Origin of the sequence: Aquihabitans sp. G128 (genome assembly GCF_019048865.1) — a bacterium.
In the GTDB taxonomy this organism is placed as follows: domain Bacteria; phylum Actinomycetota; class Acidimicrobiia; order Acidimicrobiales; family Iamiaceae; genus Aquihabitans.
In genome coordinates this window covers 1498128-1515083 of sequence record NZ_CP077604.1, presented here as the reverse complement: position 1 = coordinate 1515083, position 16956 = coordinate 1498128, and the positions used below count along the sequence as shown (strand labels likewise).

The window sequence follows — 16956 nt, the reverse complement described above, 5'->3', positions numbered from 1 at the left end:
CCGCCGGCGTTCAGCGAGCGGGGACGGGCTCGGGCGACCCGGTCGGGTCGGCCCCGTGGTTCGCTCGCAGCTGTCCGCAGGCGGCGTCGATGTCGGTGCCTCGCGTGCGCCGGACGGTCGCGTTGACCCCGAGCTCGCCCAGCCGGTCGGCGAAGGCCTGGACGCCTGCCGGCGGGGTCCCTCGCACGGCGTAGCCGGGCGTCGGGTTGAGCGGGATGAGGTTCACGTGGGCCCGCAGCGGGCGGGCGTAGGCGGCCAGCTCGACGGCGTGGCGCTCGGTGTCGTTGGTGCCGTCGATCAGCGCCCACTCGAACGAGAGGCGCCGGTGCGTGGCCTCGACGTACTCGTGGCACGCCTCGGCCAGCTCGGCCAGCGGGTAGCGCCGGTTGATGGGCACCAGCACGTCCCGCTCGGCGTCGTTCGCCAGGTGCAGCGACACCGCCAGGTTCACCGGGAGGTCGGCGGCGGCGAGCCGGCGGATGCCGGGCACCACGCCCACGGTCGACAGGGTCAGGTGGCGGGCGCCGAGGCCGAGGTCGTCGTGGATGCGCTCGACGGCCGCCCAGGTCCGGTCGAAGTTGGCGAACGGCTCGCCCATGCCCATGAAGACCACGTTCGACAGGCGCTGGCCGTCGGCGGCGGCGCGGGTGCGGGCTCGCACCACCTGCTCGACGATCTCGCCGACGGTGAGGTGGCGGTCGAACCCGGCCTGGCCGGTGGCGCAGAAGCTGCAGGCCATGGCGCAGCCGGCCTGGGAGGACACGCAGACGGTGGCCCGCTCGGGGTAGCGCATGAGCACGGTCTCGACCTGGCGGCCGTCGGCCAGGGTCCAGAGCCACTTGACGGTCTGGCCGTCGTCGCTCACCGACTCGGTGGCCAGCTCGAGCGCCGGCGGAAGCTGCTCGGTGAGCGAGCTGCGCAGCGCCTTGGGCAGGTTCGACCAGTCGGCGGGCTCGGTGCCGTGCTGGTGCAGGCCCTGCCACACCTGGTCGACCCGGTAGCGCGGCTGCCCGGCGAGCAGCTCTGCCAGCTCGGGCCGGGACCAGTCGTAGCGGGTGCGGGGGAGGGCCGGGCGGACGCGCAGCGCGGCGCGGCGGGCGCGAGCCGCGGTGGCGTCGCCCAGGTCGCCGAGGGCGCCGGGGTCGTCGAGCCCCTCGGGGGCGGTCACCGGGTCGGAGGTCATGCGGTGTACACCCGTCGGCGCTGGTGGGCGGTGAAGCCGAGGCGGTCGTAGAGCCGGAGGGCGGGCTCGTTGTCGGCCTCGACGTAGAGGTTGGCGGTGCCGATGCCTCGGCTCGCCAGGTGGTCGAGCCCGCCGAGCACGAACGACACGCCCAGGCCCTCGCCGCGGTGCGACGGGTCGACGCCGATCACGTAGATCTCGCCCAGCTCGGGGTCCTCGTCGGTGGCCGGGTGCACCTTCGTCCAGCAGAACCCGGACAGCTCGCCGGGCCGCGCCGGGTCGTCGGCCACGAGGAAGCCGGCGTCGTCGGGCTCCCCGCGCCGCCGCTCCACCAGGGTCTCCACCGTCTCGGCGCCCTGGTCCGGGTGGTCGGCGAAGGCCCGGTTGTTGACCCGCAGCCAGGCGCCGACGTCGGGCGGCCACCCGTCGGGATCGTCCCAGGGCCGGTCGATGTCGGGATCGTCCTCGGCGAGGTCGGGCCGCCCGTGGCCCTCGAGGTCGATGGGGCGCAGCGCCACGGGCGGGGCGCCCCGACGGCTCGGGTGGTCGGGCGGGACCGGGAGTTGGCGGCGCAGTTGCAGCAGGTCGCGGCGGTGGGGGAGGCCGGCGGCATCGGCGAGGGCCTCGGGCAGCGGGTCGAGGACGTCGACCGGGTGGTCGGCGGCGAGGTGGAAGGCCACCTCCGGGTGGGCGGTGCGGACGGCGTCGACGGCACCCACCGCAGCGGCGACCAGCTCGACGGGGCCGATGCCTCCCAGCTCCAGCTCGCCGACGTCGCCCCGGGTGGTGAACGTGAGCTCCAGGTCGGATCCGGCGATGGCCCGCCGGCCGGCGTGGCCGGTGGTGTGGGTCGCGTCGCTCGGCGGGGCAGGAGGCACCCCTCGACGCTACCGGTCGGGTCTCGGTCCGCTCCGGTTGCGAGCGCCCGGCGCTCCCGGTGCGGGGCGGCGGGGGGTGCGTATCCTCCGACGATGGCCCGTCCCCGCACCCCTGCCGGCCGTGCCCGGCGCACCCACGAGCTGCTGGCGCTCGAGTACCCCGGGACGGCGGTGGACCTCTGCGAGCTCCACCACACCAACCCCTTCGAGCTGCTCGCGGCCACCATCCTCTCGGCCCAGTGCACCGATGCACGCGTCAACCTGGTGACGCCCGTCCTCTTCGCCCGGTACCCGACCCCGGAGGCGTTGGCCCACGCCCGGGCCGAGGACGTCGAGGAGATCATCCGCTCCACGGGCTTCTACAAGAACAAGACCAAGAGCCTCATCGGGATGGCCGGCGCGCTGGTCGATCGCTTCGGTGGCGAGGTGCCCACGGCGATGGCCGACTGGGTCACGGTGCCGGGCGTCGGCCGCAAGACCGCCAACGTGGTGCGCTCGGTGGCCCAGGGCCTGCCGGGCCTGCCCGTCGACACCCACGTGCTGCGCCTCTCGCACCGGTTGGGGCTCACCACCGAGACCGATCCCGTGAAGGTCGAGCACGTCCTCGGGGCCATGGTCCCGGCCGCCGAGCGGGGCCGCTTCAGCCTGCGCGTGATCCTCCACGGGCGCCGCGTGTGCGCGGCCCGCAAGCCGGCGTGCGACCGGTGCGTGCTGGCCGACTTCTGCCCCAGCGCAGGCGTCGCCTGATCGGGTGGCCCGCCGCCGGCGGATGGGGCACCAGCAGTGTTCGCAGATCGAGGCGAGGTCCGCTGACATGAGCGTCAACGACGACCGCCGAACAGGTGACGGATGTCACCGACGCCTGTGGACATTTGCGTGCGCAACCGGGTGACGGACCAACGGCGCGTGTGTATGGTGATCGAAGACCAGGTACCCGCCACCTGGTTGGACGCGACGCCGGGATCCGCCGCCTGGTGTCGCTGCACCGCCGCCCTTCGGGGCGGCGGTGCTGTTTTCCCGACGGTCAGCCTGCTCTGCGACGGGCGCGTCGCCGTGCGCCGGTGACGAAGCGCCTCCGAGGAGGAGCCGCTCAGGCGCGGAGGGACCGGCGAGCCCGGGCCAGCGCCCGAGTCGCCATCTTCAAGGCCCGCTCGGCCTCGAAGAGGGCGTTGGCCGCATCGGACCCGCCATCCGCATCGAGCGCCTCACCGAGCTCGGCCACGCGGACCACCAGCTCGTCGAGCCCGGAGGAGATCGCCGAGAGCTGCGCGTGGGGGAGGGCCATCGCCGCAGTCTGCCCGACCCGGTCCGCTCGTCCCCCCGTCGTCCCCCCGCCGCCCGCCCCCCGCCCCCTCCCCCCTCCGCAACTTGTGGGCCGAGGCCGCCGTTTTCGGCGGTGTGGGCCCACAAGTTGCCCGTCGGTGCCGGGACCGCGGTGAACTTGTGGGCGGAGGCTTCCGTTTTCGGCGGTGTGGGCCCACAAGTTGCGGGTGGGACGGGACGAGCCGGACGGGGCGGTGAGGTGCGGTGGGGTGCGGTGGCGCACGCCTGGCCGGCTGCTGCGCCTCGGGCGGTGAAAGCGACCACCGGGGCATCGGGCCCCAACCGTTAACGTCCAGACGTGCTGCGACGACTCGACCTCCGGGGTGCCGGGAACGACCTCCGGGGCAAGCTGCCCCGCCCCGACCAGGCCGCCGAGGGCCCCGTCGCCGTCGTGGCGGAGATCCTGGCCGACGTCCGCGAGCGGGGCGACGACGCCGTCCGGGACCTCACGGAGCGCTTCGACGGCACGCGACCGGGCGCCCTGCGGGTGCCGCCGGACGCGATCACCGCCGCCCTCGACGCCATCGATCCCGAGCTGCGCACCGCGCTCGAGGTGGCCGCCGCCGGCATCCGCGACTTCCACCAGCACCAGGTGGTGGCCGAGCACACCTACGAGCGCGACGGGATCACCGTCGTCGGCCGCAAGGTGCCCGTCGACCGCGCCGGTTGCTACGTGCCCGGGGGTCGAGCCATCTACCCGAGCACCGTGCTGATGACGGCGGTGCCGGCCAAGGTCGCCGGGGTGCCCGAGGTGGTGCTGTGCGTGCCGCCCGACAAGGACGGCAACGTGCCGCTGCCCACCCTCGCGGCGGCGGCCATCGCCGGCGTCGACGAGGTCTACGCCATCGGCGGTGCGCAAGCGGTGGGTGCCATGGCCTACGGCACCGAGTCGGTCCGGCCGGTCGACGTGATCGTCGGTCCGGGCAACGTGTTCGTGGCGCTCGCCAAGCGGCAGGTGGCCGGCCTGGTCGGCGTGCCGTCGAGCTTCCCCGGACCGTCGGAGGTCGTGGTGGTCGCCGACGACAGCACGCCCGTGGAGCTCGCCGCCGTCGACGTCATCCTGCAGGCCGAGCACGGTCCCGGGGGGCTGGCCTGGCTCATCAGCTGGTCCGAGGCGGCGCTCGACGCCATCGTCGCCGAGATCGACGCCCAGGTGGCGGTGGCGCCCCGGCGCGCCGACATCGAGAGCACCTTCGCCGAGGGGGCTACGCCGTGCTCGTCGACTCACCCGAGCAGGCGATCGCCGTCTCGAACACCATCGCCCCGGAGCACCTCGAGCTGATCACCGAGGACCCGCAAGCCCTGGTGCCGCTCGTGCGCCACGCCGGCGCCGTGTTCTGCGGCCCGTGGTCGCCCGCCTCGGTCGGTGACTACCTCGCCGGTCCGAGCCACGTGCTGCCCACCGACGGCACGGCCCGCTTCGGCTCGGCCCTGACCGTGAGCGACTTCCAGAAGGACGTGCACGTGGTCACCCTCACCCAGGCTGGGCTCGAGCAGGCCGCCCCCACGGTGGCCGCCATCGCCACCGCCGAGGGCCTCGCCGCCCACGCCGAGAGCGTGCTGCGTCGCGCCGGCCGCCCGCAGGGGGGCTGAGCCGGTGGCCGCCCGGTTCCTGCCGCGCGACGACGTTGCGATGCGCGAGGGCTACCACTCGCCGCAGGTCGACGTCGAGGTCCGCCTCAACACCAACGAGTCGCCGTTCGCCCCACCGGCCGCGTTCGTCGACGCACTCGCCGCCGAGGTGGGGCGGATCGATTGGCACCGGTACCCGGACCGGGCGGCCTGGGACCTCCGCGTGCGCCTGGCCGAGCTCCACGGCGTGGCGCCGGAGCAGGTGTTCGTGGCGAACGGCTCCAACGAGGTGCTGCAGGTCCTGTCGCTCACCTACGCCGGGCCGGGTCGGTCCGTGGCGGTCTTCGAGCCGACGTACGCCATGCACGCGCAGATCGCCAAGATCGTGGGCTCCGAGGTGGCCGAGGGCGGGCGCGCCGCCGACCTCTCGCTCGACCTCGACGAGGTGCGGCGGGTCGTCGCCGAGCACCAGCCGGCCATCACCTACGTCTGCTCGCCCAACAACCCCACGGGGATGGTCGAGACCGAGGAGACCGTCCGCGAGGTGCTCGGCCTCGTCCCCGGCCTGCTCGTGGTCGACGAGGCCTACGCGCAGTTCGCTCCCTGGTCGGCGCTGTCGCTGGTCGACGAGGACACACCCCTGGTGGTCACCCGCACGTTCTCCAAGACGTGGTCGATGGCCGCAGCGCGGCTCGGGTACCTCGTCGCGCCGACCTGGGTGGTGGCCGAGCTCGAGAAGGTCGTGCTGCCGTACCACCTCGACTCGCTCAAGCAGGCGGCCGGGCGCATCGCCCTCGACTTCGTGGGCGAGATGGAGCAGCGGGTCTCCACCCTGGTCGAGGAGCGGGGCCGAGTGGTGGCCGAGCTGGTCGACCTGCCCGTCGAGGTGTGGCCCTCCAGCGCCAACTTCGTGCTGTTCCGCCCGATCGCCCGGGACGGCGACGCCGTCTGGCAGGCCCTGCTCGACGAGTCCGTCCTGGTCCGCAACTGCTCGTCGTGGCCTGGCCTCGACGGGTGCCTGCGCATCACCATCGGCACCACCGACGAGGACGACCGCTTCCTCGCCGCCCTCCGGAAGGCCCTCGCATGACCGACGCCAGCACGCCCGCCACCCCCACCCGGTCGGCGCACCGCGAGCGCACCACCAAGGAGACGTCGATCGCCATCACGCTCGACGTCGACGGCCCGACGGGGGTCGTGGCCACCACCACGGGGCTGCCGTTCTTCGACCACATGCTCGACCAGATCGGGCGCCACGGCGGGTTCGACCTGACCATCGACGCCACCGGCGACCTCCACGTCGACGGCCACCACACCGTCGAGGACGTGGGCATCCTCCTCGGCGAGGTGTTCCGCGAGGCGCTGGGGGACAAGCGGGGCGTGCGCCGGTTCGCGTCGGGCCTGTACCCGCTCGACGAGGCCCTGGTGGAGGTGGCGCTCGACCTGTCGGGCCGGCCGTACTTCGTCTACGACGTGCCGTTCGGCGAGGTGCTGCCGCTCGGGAACCCGCCCTTCAACCCGGAGATGGTCGAGCACTTCTGGCAGTCCTTCGCCACGTCGGCCGGCATCACCCTGCACGTCACCAAGAAGGCGGGCAGCAACACCCACCACGTCATCGAGGCCACCTTCAAGGGCGTGGCCCGCTGCCTGCGCGACGCGGTGCGGGTGGAGGGCACCGGCGTGCCGTCCACCAAGGGCTCCCTGTGAGCTCGGAGACCGGGGCCGATCGCCCGTTGGTGGCGGTGCTCGACTACGGGATCGGCAACCTGCGGTCGGCCCAGAAGGCGCTGGAGAAGGTCGGCGCCGATGCTCGCCTCACCGCCGACGCGGGCGTCATCGCCGATGCCGCCGGCGTGGTCCTGCCTGGCGTGGGCGCCTTCGGCCGCTGCATGGAGGCGCTGGCCGATGCCGGCCTGGCCACCATCGCCCACGACGCCGGCGCAGCGGCAGCGGCCGGCGACGGCCGGCCGTTCCTCGGCGTGTGCGTCGGCATGCAGATGCTCTTCGACGGCTCCGACGAGTCGCCCGGGGTGCCGGGCCTCGGCGTGGTCGGGGGCCAGATCCGCCTCATCCCCGAGGGGGTCAAGCGGCCGCAGATGCAGTGGAACGTCCTCGACTGGGCCAAGCCCACCCCGATGGCCGACGGCCAGCCCGACCCGTCCTGGGTCTACTTCGTCCACTCGTACTTCGCCGAGGTGGCCGACCCGGCCGACGTCGCCGCCACCTGCGAGTACGGCGTCCCCGTCACCGCCGCCATCCAGCGCAACGCCCTCTGGGCCACCCAGTTCCACCCCGAGAAGAGCGCCGGGAACGGGCTGCGCTTGCTCGCCGCCTTCGTCGGCTCGCTCGGCGGGTAGCCGCGTTCGACCTGGTGCGTCGCGGACCGGCCTCCGGCGGAGGTTTCGAGTCCAAAGGAGGATTCTGCGAAGCTCCGAGGATGGACCTCTACCCGGCGATCGACCTTCGTGGCGGGCAGTGCGTCCGCCTCTACCAGGGCGACTTCGCCCAGGAGACGGTGTACGGGGACGACCCCGTGGCGCAGGCCCGGCAGTTCGCCGACGCCGGGTCGAGCTGGATCCACGTGGTCGACCTCGATGCCGCCCGCACCGGTGAGCCCGTCAACCGTCCCGTCATCGCCGCCATCGCTGGCGCCATCGGCGTGCCGGTGCAGACCGGGGGCGGCGTGCGCGACGACGAGTCGGCCGAGGCGCTGCTGTCGTCCGGCGTGGCCCGGGTGGTCATCGGCACCGCGGCGCTCGAGCGGCCCGACTGGGCCCGCTCGCTGGTCGAGCGGTTCCCCGGCCAGGTGGCGCTGGGCCTGGACGTCCGCGGCCGGGAGGTCGCGGTGCGGGGCTGGGTCGAGGGCTCCGGGCGCCAGCTGGCCGATGTGGCCGCCGAGTTCGACGACGCCGGCTTCGCTGCCCTGATCGTCACCCAGATCAACGTCGACGGAGCGGGCACCGGCCCCGACACCGACCTCTACGCCGAGCTGCTCGACACCCTCGAGACCGACGTCATCGCCTCGGGCGGGGTCGGCAACGTGGAGCACGTGCGGGCCCTCGCCGCGCTCGGCGCGCAGAGCCGTCCGCTGGTGGGCGCCATCGTGGGCAAGGCGCTCTACGACGGCGCCCTGAGCATCGACGGCGCGCTCGCCGCCGCCCAGGTCGAATAGCCCGGCCGAGCGCCACCCCGGTCGGGTAGAACCCGGCGGTGAGCGCTGCCGATCCCACCGCACCCGAGCCGCCGCGCCCGACCGACGCCACCGGTGCCCGCACCGGCCGGCTGCTCGACGAGGTGGCGGCCAACGCCACCGTCGCCCCGCTGACCCGGTTGGTCGACGGCTGGCTGTGCAAGGCCGCTCCCGACCTCCCGTTCCGGCGGGCCAACGCCGTGCTCCCCGCTGCAGCCGCCGGAGCCGACCTGCGGGCGACGGCGGCCGCCCTGGACGTGATCGAGGCCTGGTACCGCAGCTTCGGGCAGCGGGTCCTGGTGCAGGTGTCCTCGGCCGACCCGGCCGGCGCGGCGCTCGACGAGCAGCTGGCCCGCCGCGGCTACGTCGTCGAGGCGCCGGTGGACCTGCTGGTCGGCGAGGTCGAGCGGGTGGCCGAAGGCGGGGGAGCGGGTGACGCCTGGCGGGTGGCGGTCGAGGCCCACGCCCTGGCCGGCACCGGCCCGTTCGCCGCCGGCGGTCCGGTGCCGGCCGGGTCCGAGCCGCCGGTGTCGGTGGTGGTCGACGAGGGCGTGAGCGTGGCGTGGGCCCGCCGGTACGGCGCCGTCCACGGCGAGGACGCAGTGTGGCGGGCGCGGACCGAGGCGTACGGCCGGATGCTCGGGGCGCTCGGCCCGTCGATCCTGGGCGGGGCGGCGCTGGTGGGCGACGACGTGGTGGCCGGCGTGGGCTTCGCGGTGCTGGAGCGGGGCTGGGCCGGCATCTACGGCATGGGCACGGCCCCGGCCTGGCGGCGGATGGGGGTGGCCCGGGCGCTGCTGGCCGAGCTCGCCGAGCAGGCCCGCGAGCGCTTCGCCACCCACCTCTACCTGCAGGTGGAGCGGGACAACCCCGGCGCCCAGGCGCTCTACCGCGGCCTGGGCTTCACCGACGGCCACGGCTACCACTACCGCGCCAGCGCCCCGGCCTGAGCGCTTGCCCGGGTCAGTCCTCGAGCTTGACGATGACCTTGCCGGTGTTGCCGCCGGTGAAGAGCAGGTTCAGCGCGTCGGTGGCGTGCTCGAGGCCGTCGACCACGTGCACGGCGTGCTTGACCTTGCCGTCGAGCACCCAGCCGAGCATCTCGCCCTGGGCCTCGCCGAAGCGGTCGAGGTAGTCGAGGATGAGGAAGCCCTCCATGCGGGCCCGCTTGGTGATGAGGGTGAAGTAGTTCGTGAGGCCGTAGGCGGCGCCACGGTCGTTGTAGGCGGAGATCGCACCGCAGCAGACCACCCGGGCCTTCATGGCCAGCTGGCCCAGGCAGGTGTCGAGGATCTCGCCGCCGACGTTGTCGAAGTAGACGTCGATGCCGTCGGGGCACAGCTCGCGCAGGCGGGCGGCGACGTCCTCGGTCTTGTAGTTGACCGCCCCGTCGAAGCCCAGCTCGTCCACGAGCCAGGCGCACTTCTCGTCGCTGCCGGCGATGCCCACGACCCGACCGGCGCCCTTGGCCTTGGCGATCTGGCCGACCACGGAGCCGGTGGCCCCGGCCGCCCCGGACACCACCACGGTGTCGCCCTCCTCCGGCTTCCCGACGTCGAGCAGGCCGAAGTAGGCGGTCATGCCGGTGGTGCCGAACACGCTCAGCGCGGCGGTGGGGTCGACCTCGCCGGGCACCACCTGGGCCATGGCGTCGGGACCGCCCACGACGGCGTGGTCCTGCCAGCCGAGCATGCCGAACACCGTGTCGCCCTCGGCGTAGTGCTCGCTGTTCGAGGCGACGACCTCGCCGATGCCCCCGCTGCGGATCACGGCGCCGAGCTCGATCGGGGGCAGGTAGCCCGGGGCGTCGTCCATCCAGGTGCGGATGGTGGGATCGATCGAGAGGTAGCGGACCCGGACGACGGCCTCGCCCTCGCCCGGCACCGGCACGGGGACCTGGTCCACCCGGACGACGGTGTCGTCGACCATGCCCTCCGGGCGGCGGGCGAGGACGAGGCGGCGGCTGGTGTCGGTCATGGCGGCATCCTGGCACCGGTGCCGGTGGCCTGCTCGGCTTGCGGCGGCGGGGTGCTGCAGGGCGAGACTGCGACGGTGCCCGACGCCCGCGACCCCGACGCCGCCGAGCCGGCCGAGCCGGGCGAGCCCCGGGCCCCGCTGCCGGGCACGCGACGGCCCAGCCGATCGGCCAAGCGGATCGTGGCCGCCGTCGCCGTGGCGGTCGTGGCCCTGGTCGCCCTCGCGGTGTGGGTCCTGGCGGTGCCCTACCGCGTCGAGGTGGCGCCGGCGGGTCGCATCGAGTGCGGCAAGGAGACGGTCGACGACGCCATGGCGGTGCTCGCCTCGGGGCGGGAGGTCGGCCTGGTCGACCGTCGTTGCAACGCAGCCCGGGACGACCGGCGCAACGTCGCCCTCCTGCTCGGGGCCGGCGTGGCGATCGCCGCGTGCGCGGTGAGCACGGTGCCGTCGCGCCGGCTCACCGGTGAGAAGCTCGGTCCCCTGCGCTGACTACGGCTTGGGCGGGTTCCACCGGTCGATGACCGGGGTCTCGCGCTCCCAGGCCAGGATCGCCCAGCCGGCGGGGTCGAGGGTGAGGTGGCGGCCGAAGGCGGCGGGCTGGTGCAGCCACCGGGCGGTGAGCACGCGGAGCAGGTGGGCGTGGGCCACGAGGGCCACGGTGCCGGGGATCGCCGTGGCGCGGGCGATCACCCGGTCGACCCGGTCACCGACCTCGTCGACGGCCTCGCCGCCACCGCCGAGCATCCGGACCCCGTTCGTCCAGACGTCCCACCCCTCGTGCTCGGCGCGGAGCTCGGCGGTGGTGCGGCCCTCGGCGGCGCCGTAGTCCCACTCGAGCAGGTCGTCGTCGACCCGGTCGACGGCCAGGCCGGCCAGCCGGGCCGTGTCGGCGGCGCGCGCCAGCGGGGAGCTCCAGACCTGGCTCACGCCGGCGAGGGGCAGGTGGCCGGCCAGCGCCGCGGCCTGGGCCCGACCGGTCTCGTTGAGGGCGATGTCGGTGCGGCCCGTGTGGCGGCGGTCGCGCGCCCAGTCGGTCTCGCCGTGGCGGACGATCAGCAGTCGCGTGGTGGTCACCCGGGCAGTCTGGCCCGGACGCCATCGCGGTTGGGGACGGTCGCGAGCGACCGGTACGGTCCCTGCGTGCGCACCGCCCGGGTCATCCCCTGCCTCGACGTCACCGCCGGCCGGGTGGTCAAGGGCGTGAACTTCGTCGACCTCCGCGACGCCGGCGATCCCGTGGAGTTGGCCGCCCGCTACGACGCCGAGGGCGCCGACGAGCTGGTCTTCCTCGACATCACCGCCAGCTCCGACGACCGCGACACCATGGTCGACGTGGTGGCTCGCACCGCCGAGCAGGTGTTCATCCCGCTCACCGTCGGCGGCGGCATCCGCACCGTCGACGACGCCCGGAAGATGCTGCGGGCCGGCGCCGACAAGGTGTCGCTCAACACTGCCGCCATCAACCGGCCCGAGAGCATCTCCGACGTGGCCGACGAGTTCGGCTCACAGTGCGCGGTGGTGGCCATCGACGCCCGCCGCCGATCCGGTGACGACCCGGGCCAGGGGTGGGGCGTCTTCACCCACGGCGGGCGCACGGCCACCGACCTCGACGCCGTCGAGTGGGCCGCCGAGGCGGTCCGGTTGGGGGCCGGCGAGATCCTGCTCACGTCCATGGACCGCGACGGCACCCGCGACGGCTTCGACCTGGAGCTCACCCGGGCCATCAGCGATGCGGTCGGCGTGCCCGTCATCGCCAGCGGCGGAGTGGGCACGCTCGACCACCTGGCCGACGGCGTCCTGCAGGGCGGGGCCGACGCCGTGCTGGCCGCGTCGATCTTCCACTTCGGGGAGCACACGGTGGCCGAGGCCAAGGCGGTCATGGCCGCCGCCGGCATCACCGTGCGCCCGGCCTGAGGCGCCCCGTGGCCGACCACCAGCCGACCGAGGGCGAGCCCCGCCTGCGCCGCGGCTCGCGTGCCCTGGTGGTCGACACCGAGGACCGGCTCCTGCTGGTGCTGATCCGGCTGCCGCACGCCGACGTGTGGGTCACCCCCGGGGGTGGCATCGAGGACGGTGAGACCGCCATGGAGGCCCTGCACCGCGAGCTGCTTGAGGAGATCGGCCTGGAGCTGGCCGAGGACCCGCCGCTGGTGTGGCGGCGGACCGCCGTGCTCGCCGGCTCGGTCACCGGCTACGACGGCCAGGTCGACGACATCCACCTGGTGCGGGTCAAGGCGTTCGAGCCGGCGGGCCAGCTCACCGAGGCCGAGCTGGCGGCCGAGAACGTGGCGGCCATCCGCTGGTGGACGGCGGCGGAGCTGCTGGCGGCCGAGGGGCTGCGGTTCGCGCCGCGGGAGCTGCCCGCCCTCTTCGGCGACCTTCTGCGCCACGGTCCACCGGCCGAGCCGCTCGCCCTCGGCCTGTAGGGCGGCCCCTGGCGGGGCCGTGGACGGGACCCGATACCGTCGTCGAGGTGACCGACGACGTCCCCGCCGAGACCACCGAGCCCGCCGCGGCGGAGCGCAAGACGTTCGCTTCGTCTCGGGTGGACAAGCTCCCGGTGAAGATGCTCAACGACCGGATCCTGGTGGACCTGGAGTCCGACGGCGAGCGGCGCAGCACCGGCGGCATCCTCATCCCGGCCACCGCCCAGATGGGCAAGCGCCTGGCCTGGGGCGAGGTGGTGGCCGTCGGGCCCAACGTGCGGTCCATGGAGGTCGGCGACCAGGTCCTGTTCAACCCGGAGGACCGCTACGAGGTCGAGGTCCGCGGCACCGACTACCTCATCCTCCGTGAGCGCGACATCCACGCCGTGGCCGCCAAGCGCCTGGAAGAGGGCTCCACCGGTCTCTACCTCTGAGCTCGACGGTGGGTGCCCGGCGGCCGGCAACCGGCTTCGGAGGGGGTGGGGCCCGCCCGTAGGATCGCCGGATGCCCGCCGTGACGCCGATCGCCATCCGAGACGAAGACCTCGAGCAGATCACGTGGGACGAGCACGGCCTGGCCCCGGCCATCGTCCAGGAGCACGGCACCGGCGAGGTGCTGATGCTGGCCTGGGTCAACGAGGCCACCCTCAAGCGCACGCTCACCGAGGGGCGCACCGTCTTCTGGAGCCGGTCTCGGCAGGAGGAGTGGCGCAAGGGCGACACGTCCGGCGATCGCCAGTTCCTGCGCAGCGCCCACTACGACTGCGACGGCGACACGCTGCTGTTCGTGGTCGAGCAGGAGGGCGCCGGCGCCTGCCACACCGGCGCCAAGAGCTGCTTCTTCCGGGCCTTCGGCGGGTCGGCGTCGTGACCATCCGGCCCACCCGCGAGGAGTTCCACGAGCTCGCTCGCGAGTACTCGATCATCCCGATCTACCGCGAGCTGCTGGCCGACCTCGTCACCCCCGTCGCCGCCTTCGCCCGCCTCACCCGCGACGGCGAGCCCGGCTTCCTGCTCGAGTCCGTGGAGCACGGCGAGCGCTGGAGCCGCTGGTCCTTCGTGGGCCGCCGCCCCGCCGCCACCCTCATCTCCCGCGCCGCCGGCCCCATCGAGGTCGTCGGCGGCCAGCTGCCGGACGGCATCCCCCTCGACCAGGGCATGCTCGCCGCGGTCGATGCCATCCTGCGCATCTACCGGTCGCCAGCGTCACCGGACCTGCCCCCGCTGCACGGCGGCCTGGTGGGCTACCTCGGCTACGACGTGGTCCGCGAGGTCGAGGCGCTGCCGGACGTGCCGGCCGACGACCAGGGCCTGCCCGAGGCGGTGCTCTCGATCATCGGCGAGCTGGCGGCCTTCGACCACTTCCGGCAGCGGGTCACGCTCATCGCCAACGCCTACGTGCTGTCGCCCGACCTCGATGCCGAAGCGCTCGACCGCTGCTACGACGAAGCGGTCGCCCGCCTCGACCAGCTGGCTGCCGACGGCGCGTCCCCGCTCGACGAGCCGCTCGTGGCGCCACCGGACCCCACCGACCCGCTGCCCGACGTGCACTCGAACCTGGGCAGCGGCGCGCATGAGGCCGCGGTGGAGGCCGCCAAGGAGTACATCCTCTCCGGCGACATCTTCCAGGTGGTGCTCTCGCAGCGGTTCGACTTCGAGCTCGACGCCGACCCGTTCGACGTCTACCGCGTGCTGCGCCAGATCAACCCGAGCCCGTACATGTACCTGTTCCGGCACCCCGAGGTGACCCTGGTGGGCTCCTCGCCGGAGCCGATGGTGCTCCTGCGCGACGGCGAGGTCGTCTCCCGGCCCATCGCCGGCACCCGCTACCGCGGCAAGACCGAGGAGGAGGACCGCCGCCTCGGCGCCGAGCTGCGCGAGCACCCGAAGGAGGTGGCCGAGCACATCATGCTGGTCGACCTGGCCCGCAACGACGTCGGCCGGGTGGCCGAGTTCGGCTCCGAGAAGGTCACCGAGATGATGACCCTCGAGCGCTACAGCCACGTGATGCACCTCACCTCGCAGGTCACCGGCCGCCTGGCCGAGGGGCTCACGCCCATCGACGTGCTGAAGGCCACCCTGCCCGCCGGCACCGTCTCCGGTGCCCCGAAGGTGCGGGCCATGGAGATCATCGACGAGTTCGAGCCCACCAAGCGCGGCCCCTACGCCGGTGTGGTCGGCTACCTCGACTTCTCCGGCAACATCGACACCGCCATCGCCATCCGCACCATGGTGTGCCTGCCCGACGGCCGGGCCTGCGTGCAGGCCGGCGCCGGCGTGGTGGCCGACTCGATCCCCGCCACCGAGGAGCTCGAGACCCGCAACAAGGCCCGGGCCCTGCTCGCCGCCGTGCCCGCCGCCCGCCGCATGACGGCGGACCGCAAGGCCCGCTGAGGCGCACCTCGCTCGCTCGGCGCGGCCGGTGGGGAGCGGGGTGCCAGGATCGACGGGTCCGAGCACGACGGTGACCTGAGGAGATCGACGAGATGCTGCTGGCCGGGGTCGACGTGGGGGGCACCAACATCGGGGTCGGGCTGGTGGGCGACGACCACCAGGTCCACCACCGGGCCAAGGAGGACACGCCCACCTCGGTCGACGCCCTGGTGGCCCAGGTCAGCCGCATGGTGCGCAGCCTCGACGGCACCCCCGAGGCGGTGGGCATCGGGATCCCCGGGATCATCCACGACGACCGCGTGGTGCAGGCCCCCAACCTCGAGGGATGGACCGCGGAGACCGACGTCGCCGCCCAGCTCAGCGCCGACCTCGGCGTGCCCGTCTCGCTGGTCAACGACGCGCAGTGCGGCCTGGTGGGCGAGTGGGTGGCCGGCGCCGGCCAGGGGTCGGACTTCCTGTTCGGCGTGTGGCTGGGCACCGGCGTCGGCGCCGGGATGGTGCTCGACGGCAAGGGCTACGACGGCGCCAACGGCGGCTCGGGGGAGTTCGGCCACCTGGTGGTCCGCCCCGGCGGCGCCCGGTGCGGTTGCGGCCGTCGCGGCTGCATCGAGGCCTACGCCGGCCGCCGCATGATGACCGAGAGCGCCCGGGCCCTGGCCGCCGCCGGTCGCAAGACGTCCCTCTTCGAGCACCAGGAGGAGCGGGGCAAGGCCAAGGCCACCTCCGGCGTGTGGGCCGCCGCCCTGGCCGAAGGCGACAGGGTGGTCACCGAGATCCTCGACGAGGCCGTCGCCGCGTTGGGCATCGGCGTGGCCAACGTGTGCAACCTGCTCGACGTCGACCGCGTGGTCGTCGGCGGTGGCATGGCCGGCAAGCTCGGCCAGCCCTTCGCCGACCGCATCGCCGCAGCCGCTCGTCCCCACGCGGTGCGCAAGATGGCCGACTCCATGGTCGTGGTGGCCGGCCTCGGGGACGACTCCGGGGTCGTCGGCGCCGCCGAGATCGCCCGCGGTCGGCTGGGCTGACCGGTCTGGGCGGGCGCCCGGCAGACTGGCGGGCATGACCGCCGTCGTCGCCCGCACCACCCGAGACGTCCTGACCGTGACCGGCCCGGAGGCCGTGACCTGGCTCCAGGGACAGCTCAGCCAGGACGTGGCCAAGCTGGCGCCGGGGGAGAGCAGCTTCTCGTTCGTGCTGGCGCCGCAGGGCAAGGTCGACGGCTGGGGGGCGCGTGCAGCGCACCGCCGACGACGCCGTCCAGATCGACACCGACCCGGGGGCCGGGGCGGCGTGGAAGGCCCGGCTCGAGCGGTTCAAGCTCCGCACCAAGGCCGAGCTCGAGCTGCGCGAGGCGGTGCCCACCGTCTCCCTGCGGGGCGGCACGGCGGAGGCCGGCCTCCCGGCGGGGTGGCCGGGCACCATCGGGGTGGACTACCTGGACGCCGGCGACGACGAGGTCGGCGCGCTGGTGGCCGCCGGCGCGGTGGAGGTCGACGCCGAGGCGTTCGAGGCCCTGCGCATCCGAGCCGGCGCCCCCCGCTGGGGTGCCGAGCTGGATGCCGACACCATCCCGGCCACCGTCGGCCAGTGGGCCATCGACAGCTCCGTGAGCTTCACCAAGGGCTGCTACACCGGCCAGGAGCTGGTGGCCCGGATCGACAGCCGGGGCGGCAACGTGCCCCGTCGCCTCGCCGCCGTGGTGCTCGACGGGCCGCCGCCGGCCGTGGGCACCGAGGTCACCGTCGGCGGCGAGGCCGCCGGCACGGTCACCAGCAGCGCGGCCGACGTCGCCACCGGCGGTTCGGTCGCCCTCGCCTACGTCGCGCGGGCCGTCGAGGTGCCGGCCGCCGCCGAGGTGGCCGGACGACCGGCCGGGCTCGCCGCCCTGCCGCTGCCCGTCGGCTGAGCCGGCGCCCGCCGGCCTGCCAACCCGGCGCTCAAGACGGTTGCACCCGTGCCGACGAGGATGGCCATGGGCGCACCACGAGGATCGGGGCAGGGGAGCGTGGCGGC

General features: G+C 74.3%; 19 protein-coding genes and 1 pseudogene. 15 read left to right on the top strand and 5 right to left on the bottom strand.

All coding sequences use genetic code 11. The features are described from left to right. Positions 1-10: 10 nt before the first annotated feature. Both rlmN and KSP35_RS07160 read right to left on the bottom strand, forming a co-directional pair. A complete protein-coding gene (rlmN, locus tag KSP35_RS07165) occupies positions 11-1183 on the bottom strand; it encodes a 23S rRNA (adenine(2503)-C(2))-methyltransferase RlmN (RefSeq protein WP_217000386.1) in 1173 nt (390 codons plus the stop codon). Further along, complete coding sequence (locus tag KSP35_RS07160) at positions 1180-2061, bottom strand: GNAT family N-acetyltransferase (RefSeq protein ID WP_217000384.1); 882 nt, start codon at positions 2059-2061, stop codon at positions 1180-1182. The genes rlmN and KSP35_RS07160 overlap by 4 nt, the downstream gene beginning before the upstream one ends. Positions 2062-2154: 93 nt before the next feature. On the opposite strand from KSP35_RS07160, the gene nth reads away from it, so the two are divergent. Beyond that, positions 2155-2808: an endonuclease III gene (nth, locus tag KSP35_RS07155; RefSeq protein WP_217000382.1), complete on the top strand. Its 654-nt coding sequence runs from the start codon at positions 2155-2157 to the stop codon at positions 2806-2808. A 343-nt stretch (positions 2809-3151) separates the two neighbouring features. Here nth and KSP35_RS07150 read toward each other — a convergent pair whose 3' ends face one another. Continuing rightward, positions 3152-3346: a hypothetical protein gene (locus tag KSP35_RS07150; RefSeq protein ID WP_217000381.1), complete on the bottom strand. Its 195-nt coding sequence runs from the start codon at positions 3344-3346 to the stop codon at positions 3152-3154. Between the two features lie 336 nt (positions 3347-3682). On the opposite strand from KSP35_RS07150, the pseudogene hisD reads away from it, so the two are divergent. The 6 genes and pseudogenes from hisD to KSP35_RS07115 all read left to right on the top strand — a co-directional run bounded on the left by hisD (position 3683) and on the right by KSP35_RS07115 (position 9096). Then, positions 3683-4977, top strand: a pseudogene (hisD, locus tag KSP35_RS07145) (histidinol dehydrogenase). Between the two features lie 40 nt (positions 4978-5017). Next, positions 5018-6046: a histidinol-phosphate transaminase gene (hisC, locus tag KSP35_RS07135; protein WP_217000377.1), complete on the top strand. Its 1029-nt coding sequence runs from the start codon at positions 5018-5020 to the stop codon at positions 6044-6046. Continuing rightward, a complete protein-coding gene (gene hisB, locus KSP35_RS07130) occupies positions 6043-6663 on the top strand; it encodes an imidazoleglycerol-phosphate dehydratase HisB (RefSeq protein WP_217000375.1) in 621 nt (206 codons plus the stop codon). Before hisC ends, hisB begins: the two co-directional genes overlap by 4 nt. Further along, the gene (hisH, locus tag KSP35_RS07125; RefSeq protein ID WP_217000373.1) at positions 6660-7313 is read left to right on the top strand and encodes an imidazole glycerol phosphate synthase subunit HisH; all 654 of its coding nucleotides are present in this window, start codon (positions 6660-6662) and stop codon (positions 7311-7313) included. Before hisB ends, hisH begins: the two co-directional genes overlap by 4 nt. An 80-nt stretch (positions 7314-7393) precedes the next feature. After that, entirely contained in the window at positions 7394-8128 is a 735-nt protein-coding gene (hisA, locus tag KSP35_RS07120) for a 1-(5-phosphoribosyl)-5-[(5-phosphoribosylamino)methylideneamino]imidazole-4-carboxamide isomerase (protein ID WP_217000371.1), read from the top strand. Positions 8129-8166: 38 nt separating this feature from the next. After that, positions 8167-9096 carry a GNAT family N-acetyltransferase gene (locus tag KSP35_RS07115; protein WP_217000369.1) on the top strand — a complete coding sequence of 310 codons (930 nt, stop codon included), beginning with the start codon at positions 8167-8169 and terminating at the stop codon, positions 9094-9096. Positions 9097-9109: 13 nt separating this feature from the next. Here KSP35_RS07115 and KSP35_RS07110 read toward each other — a convergent pair whose 3' ends face one another. Continuing rightward, positions 9110-10123: an NADP-dependent oxidoreductase gene (locus KSP35_RS07110; protein WP_217000367.1), complete on the bottom strand. Its 1014-nt coding sequence runs from the start codon at positions 10121-10123 to the stop codon at positions 9110-9112. A 75-nt stretch (positions 10124-10198) separates the two neighbouring features. On the opposite strand from KSP35_RS07110, the gene KSP35_RS07105 reads away from it, so the two are divergent. Then, on the top strand, positions 10199-10612 hold the full coding sequence (locus tag KSP35_RS07105) for a hypothetical protein (RefSeq protein ID WP_217000365.1): 414 nt from the start codon (positions 10199-10201) through the stop codon (positions 10610-10612). On the opposite strand, the gene KSP35_RS07100 is transcribed toward KSP35_RS07105, so the two are convergent. Further along, a complete protein-coding gene (locus tag KSP35_RS07100) occupies positions 10613-11197 on the bottom strand; it encodes a histidine phosphatase family protein (RefSeq protein WP_217000363.1) in 585 nt (194 codons plus the stop codon). It lies immediately after the preceding gene. 66 nt (positions 11198-11263) lie between these two features. Here KSP35_RS07100 and hisF point away from each other — a divergent pair, with 66 nt between their 5' ends. From hisF to KSP35_RS07065, 7 genes are all read left to right on the top strand, one after another. Next, positions 11264-12037, top strand: coding sequence for an imidazole glycerol phosphate synthase subunit HisF (hisF, locus tag KSP35_RS07095; protein WP_217000361.1), 774 nt, complete (start codon positions 11264-11266; stop codon positions 12035-12037). A gap of 8 nt (positions 12038-12045) precedes the next feature. After that, the gene (locus KSP35_RS07090; protein WP_217000359.1) at positions 12046-12549 is read left to right on the top strand and encodes an NUDIX domain-containing protein; all 504 of its coding nucleotides are present in this window, start codon (positions 12046-12048) and stop codon (positions 12547-12549) included. Between the two features lie 140 nt (positions 12550-12689). Continuing rightward, on the top strand, positions 12690-12983 hold the full coding sequence (locus tag KSP35_RS07085; protein ID WP_217002160.1) for a co-chaperone GroES: 294 nt from the start codon (positions 12690-12692) through the stop codon (positions 12981-12983). A 71-nt stretch (positions 12984-13054) separates the two neighbouring features. Continuing rightward, a complete protein-coding gene (hisI, locus tag KSP35_RS07080; RefSeq protein WP_217000357.1) occupies positions 13055-13420 on the top strand; it encodes a phosphoribosyl-AMP cyclohydrolase in 366 nt (121 codons plus the stop codon). Continuing rightward, positions 13417-14943 carry an anthranilate synthase component I family protein gene (locus KSP35_RS07075; protein WP_217000355.1) on the top strand — a complete coding sequence of 509 codons (1527 nt, stop codon included), beginning with the start codon at positions 13417-13419 and terminating at the stop codon, positions 14941-14943. The genes hisI and KSP35_RS07075 overlap by 4 nt, the downstream gene beginning before the upstream one ends. A gap of 92 nt (positions 14944-15035) precedes the next feature. Further along, positions 15036-15968: an ROK family protein gene (locus tag KSP35_RS07070; RefSeq protein WP_217000353.1), complete on the top strand. Its 933-nt coding sequence runs from the start codon at positions 15036-15038 to the stop codon at positions 15966-15968. Positions 15969-16174: 206 nt separating this feature from the next. After that, a complete protein-coding gene (locus tag KSP35_RS07065; RefSeq protein WP_217000351.1) occupies positions 16175-16849 on the top strand; it encodes a folate-binding protein YgfZ in 675 nt (224 codons plus the stop codon). Positions 16850-16956 lie beyond the last annotated feature (107 nt).

Coding starts and splice junctions, on each gene's coding strand:
- rlmN (WP_217000386.1), bottom strand. CDS start 1,183: ATGACCTCCGACCCGGTGACCGCCCCCGAGGGGCTCGACGACCCCGGC.
- nth (WP_217000382.1), top strand. CDS start 2,155: ATGGCCCGTCCCCGCACCCCTGCCGGCCGTGCCCGGCGCACCCACGAG.
- KSP35_RS07150 (WP_217000381.1), bottom strand. CDS start 3,346: ATGGCCCTCCCCCACGCGCAGCTCTCGGCGATCTCCTCCGGGCTCGAC.
- hisC (WP_217000377.1), top strand. CDS start 5,018: ATGCGCGAGGGCTACCACTCGCCGCAGGTCGACGTCGAGGTCCGCCTC.
- hisB (WP_217000375.1), top strand. CDS start 6,043: ATGACCGACGCCAGCACGCCCGCCACCCCCACCCGGTCGGCGCACCGC.
- hisA (WP_217000371.1), top strand. CDS start 7,394: ATGGACCTCTACCCGGCGATCGACCTTCGTGGCGGGCAGTGCGTCCGC.
- KSP35_RS07110 (WP_217000367.1), bottom strand. CDS start 10,123: ATGACCGACACCAGCCGCCGCCTCGTCCTCGCCCGCCGCCCGGAGGGC.
- KSP35_RS07085 (WP_217002160.1), top strand. CDS start 12,690: ATGCTCAACGACCGGATCCTGGTGGACCTGGAGTCCGACGGCGAGCGG.
- hisI (WP_217000357.1), top strand. CDS start 13,055: ATGCCCGCCGTGACGCCGATCGCCATCCGAGACGAAGACCTCGAGCAG.
- KSP35_RS07070 (WP_217000353.1), top strand. CDS start 15,036: ATGCTGCTGGCCGGGGTCGACGTGGGGGGCACCAACATCGGGGTCGGG.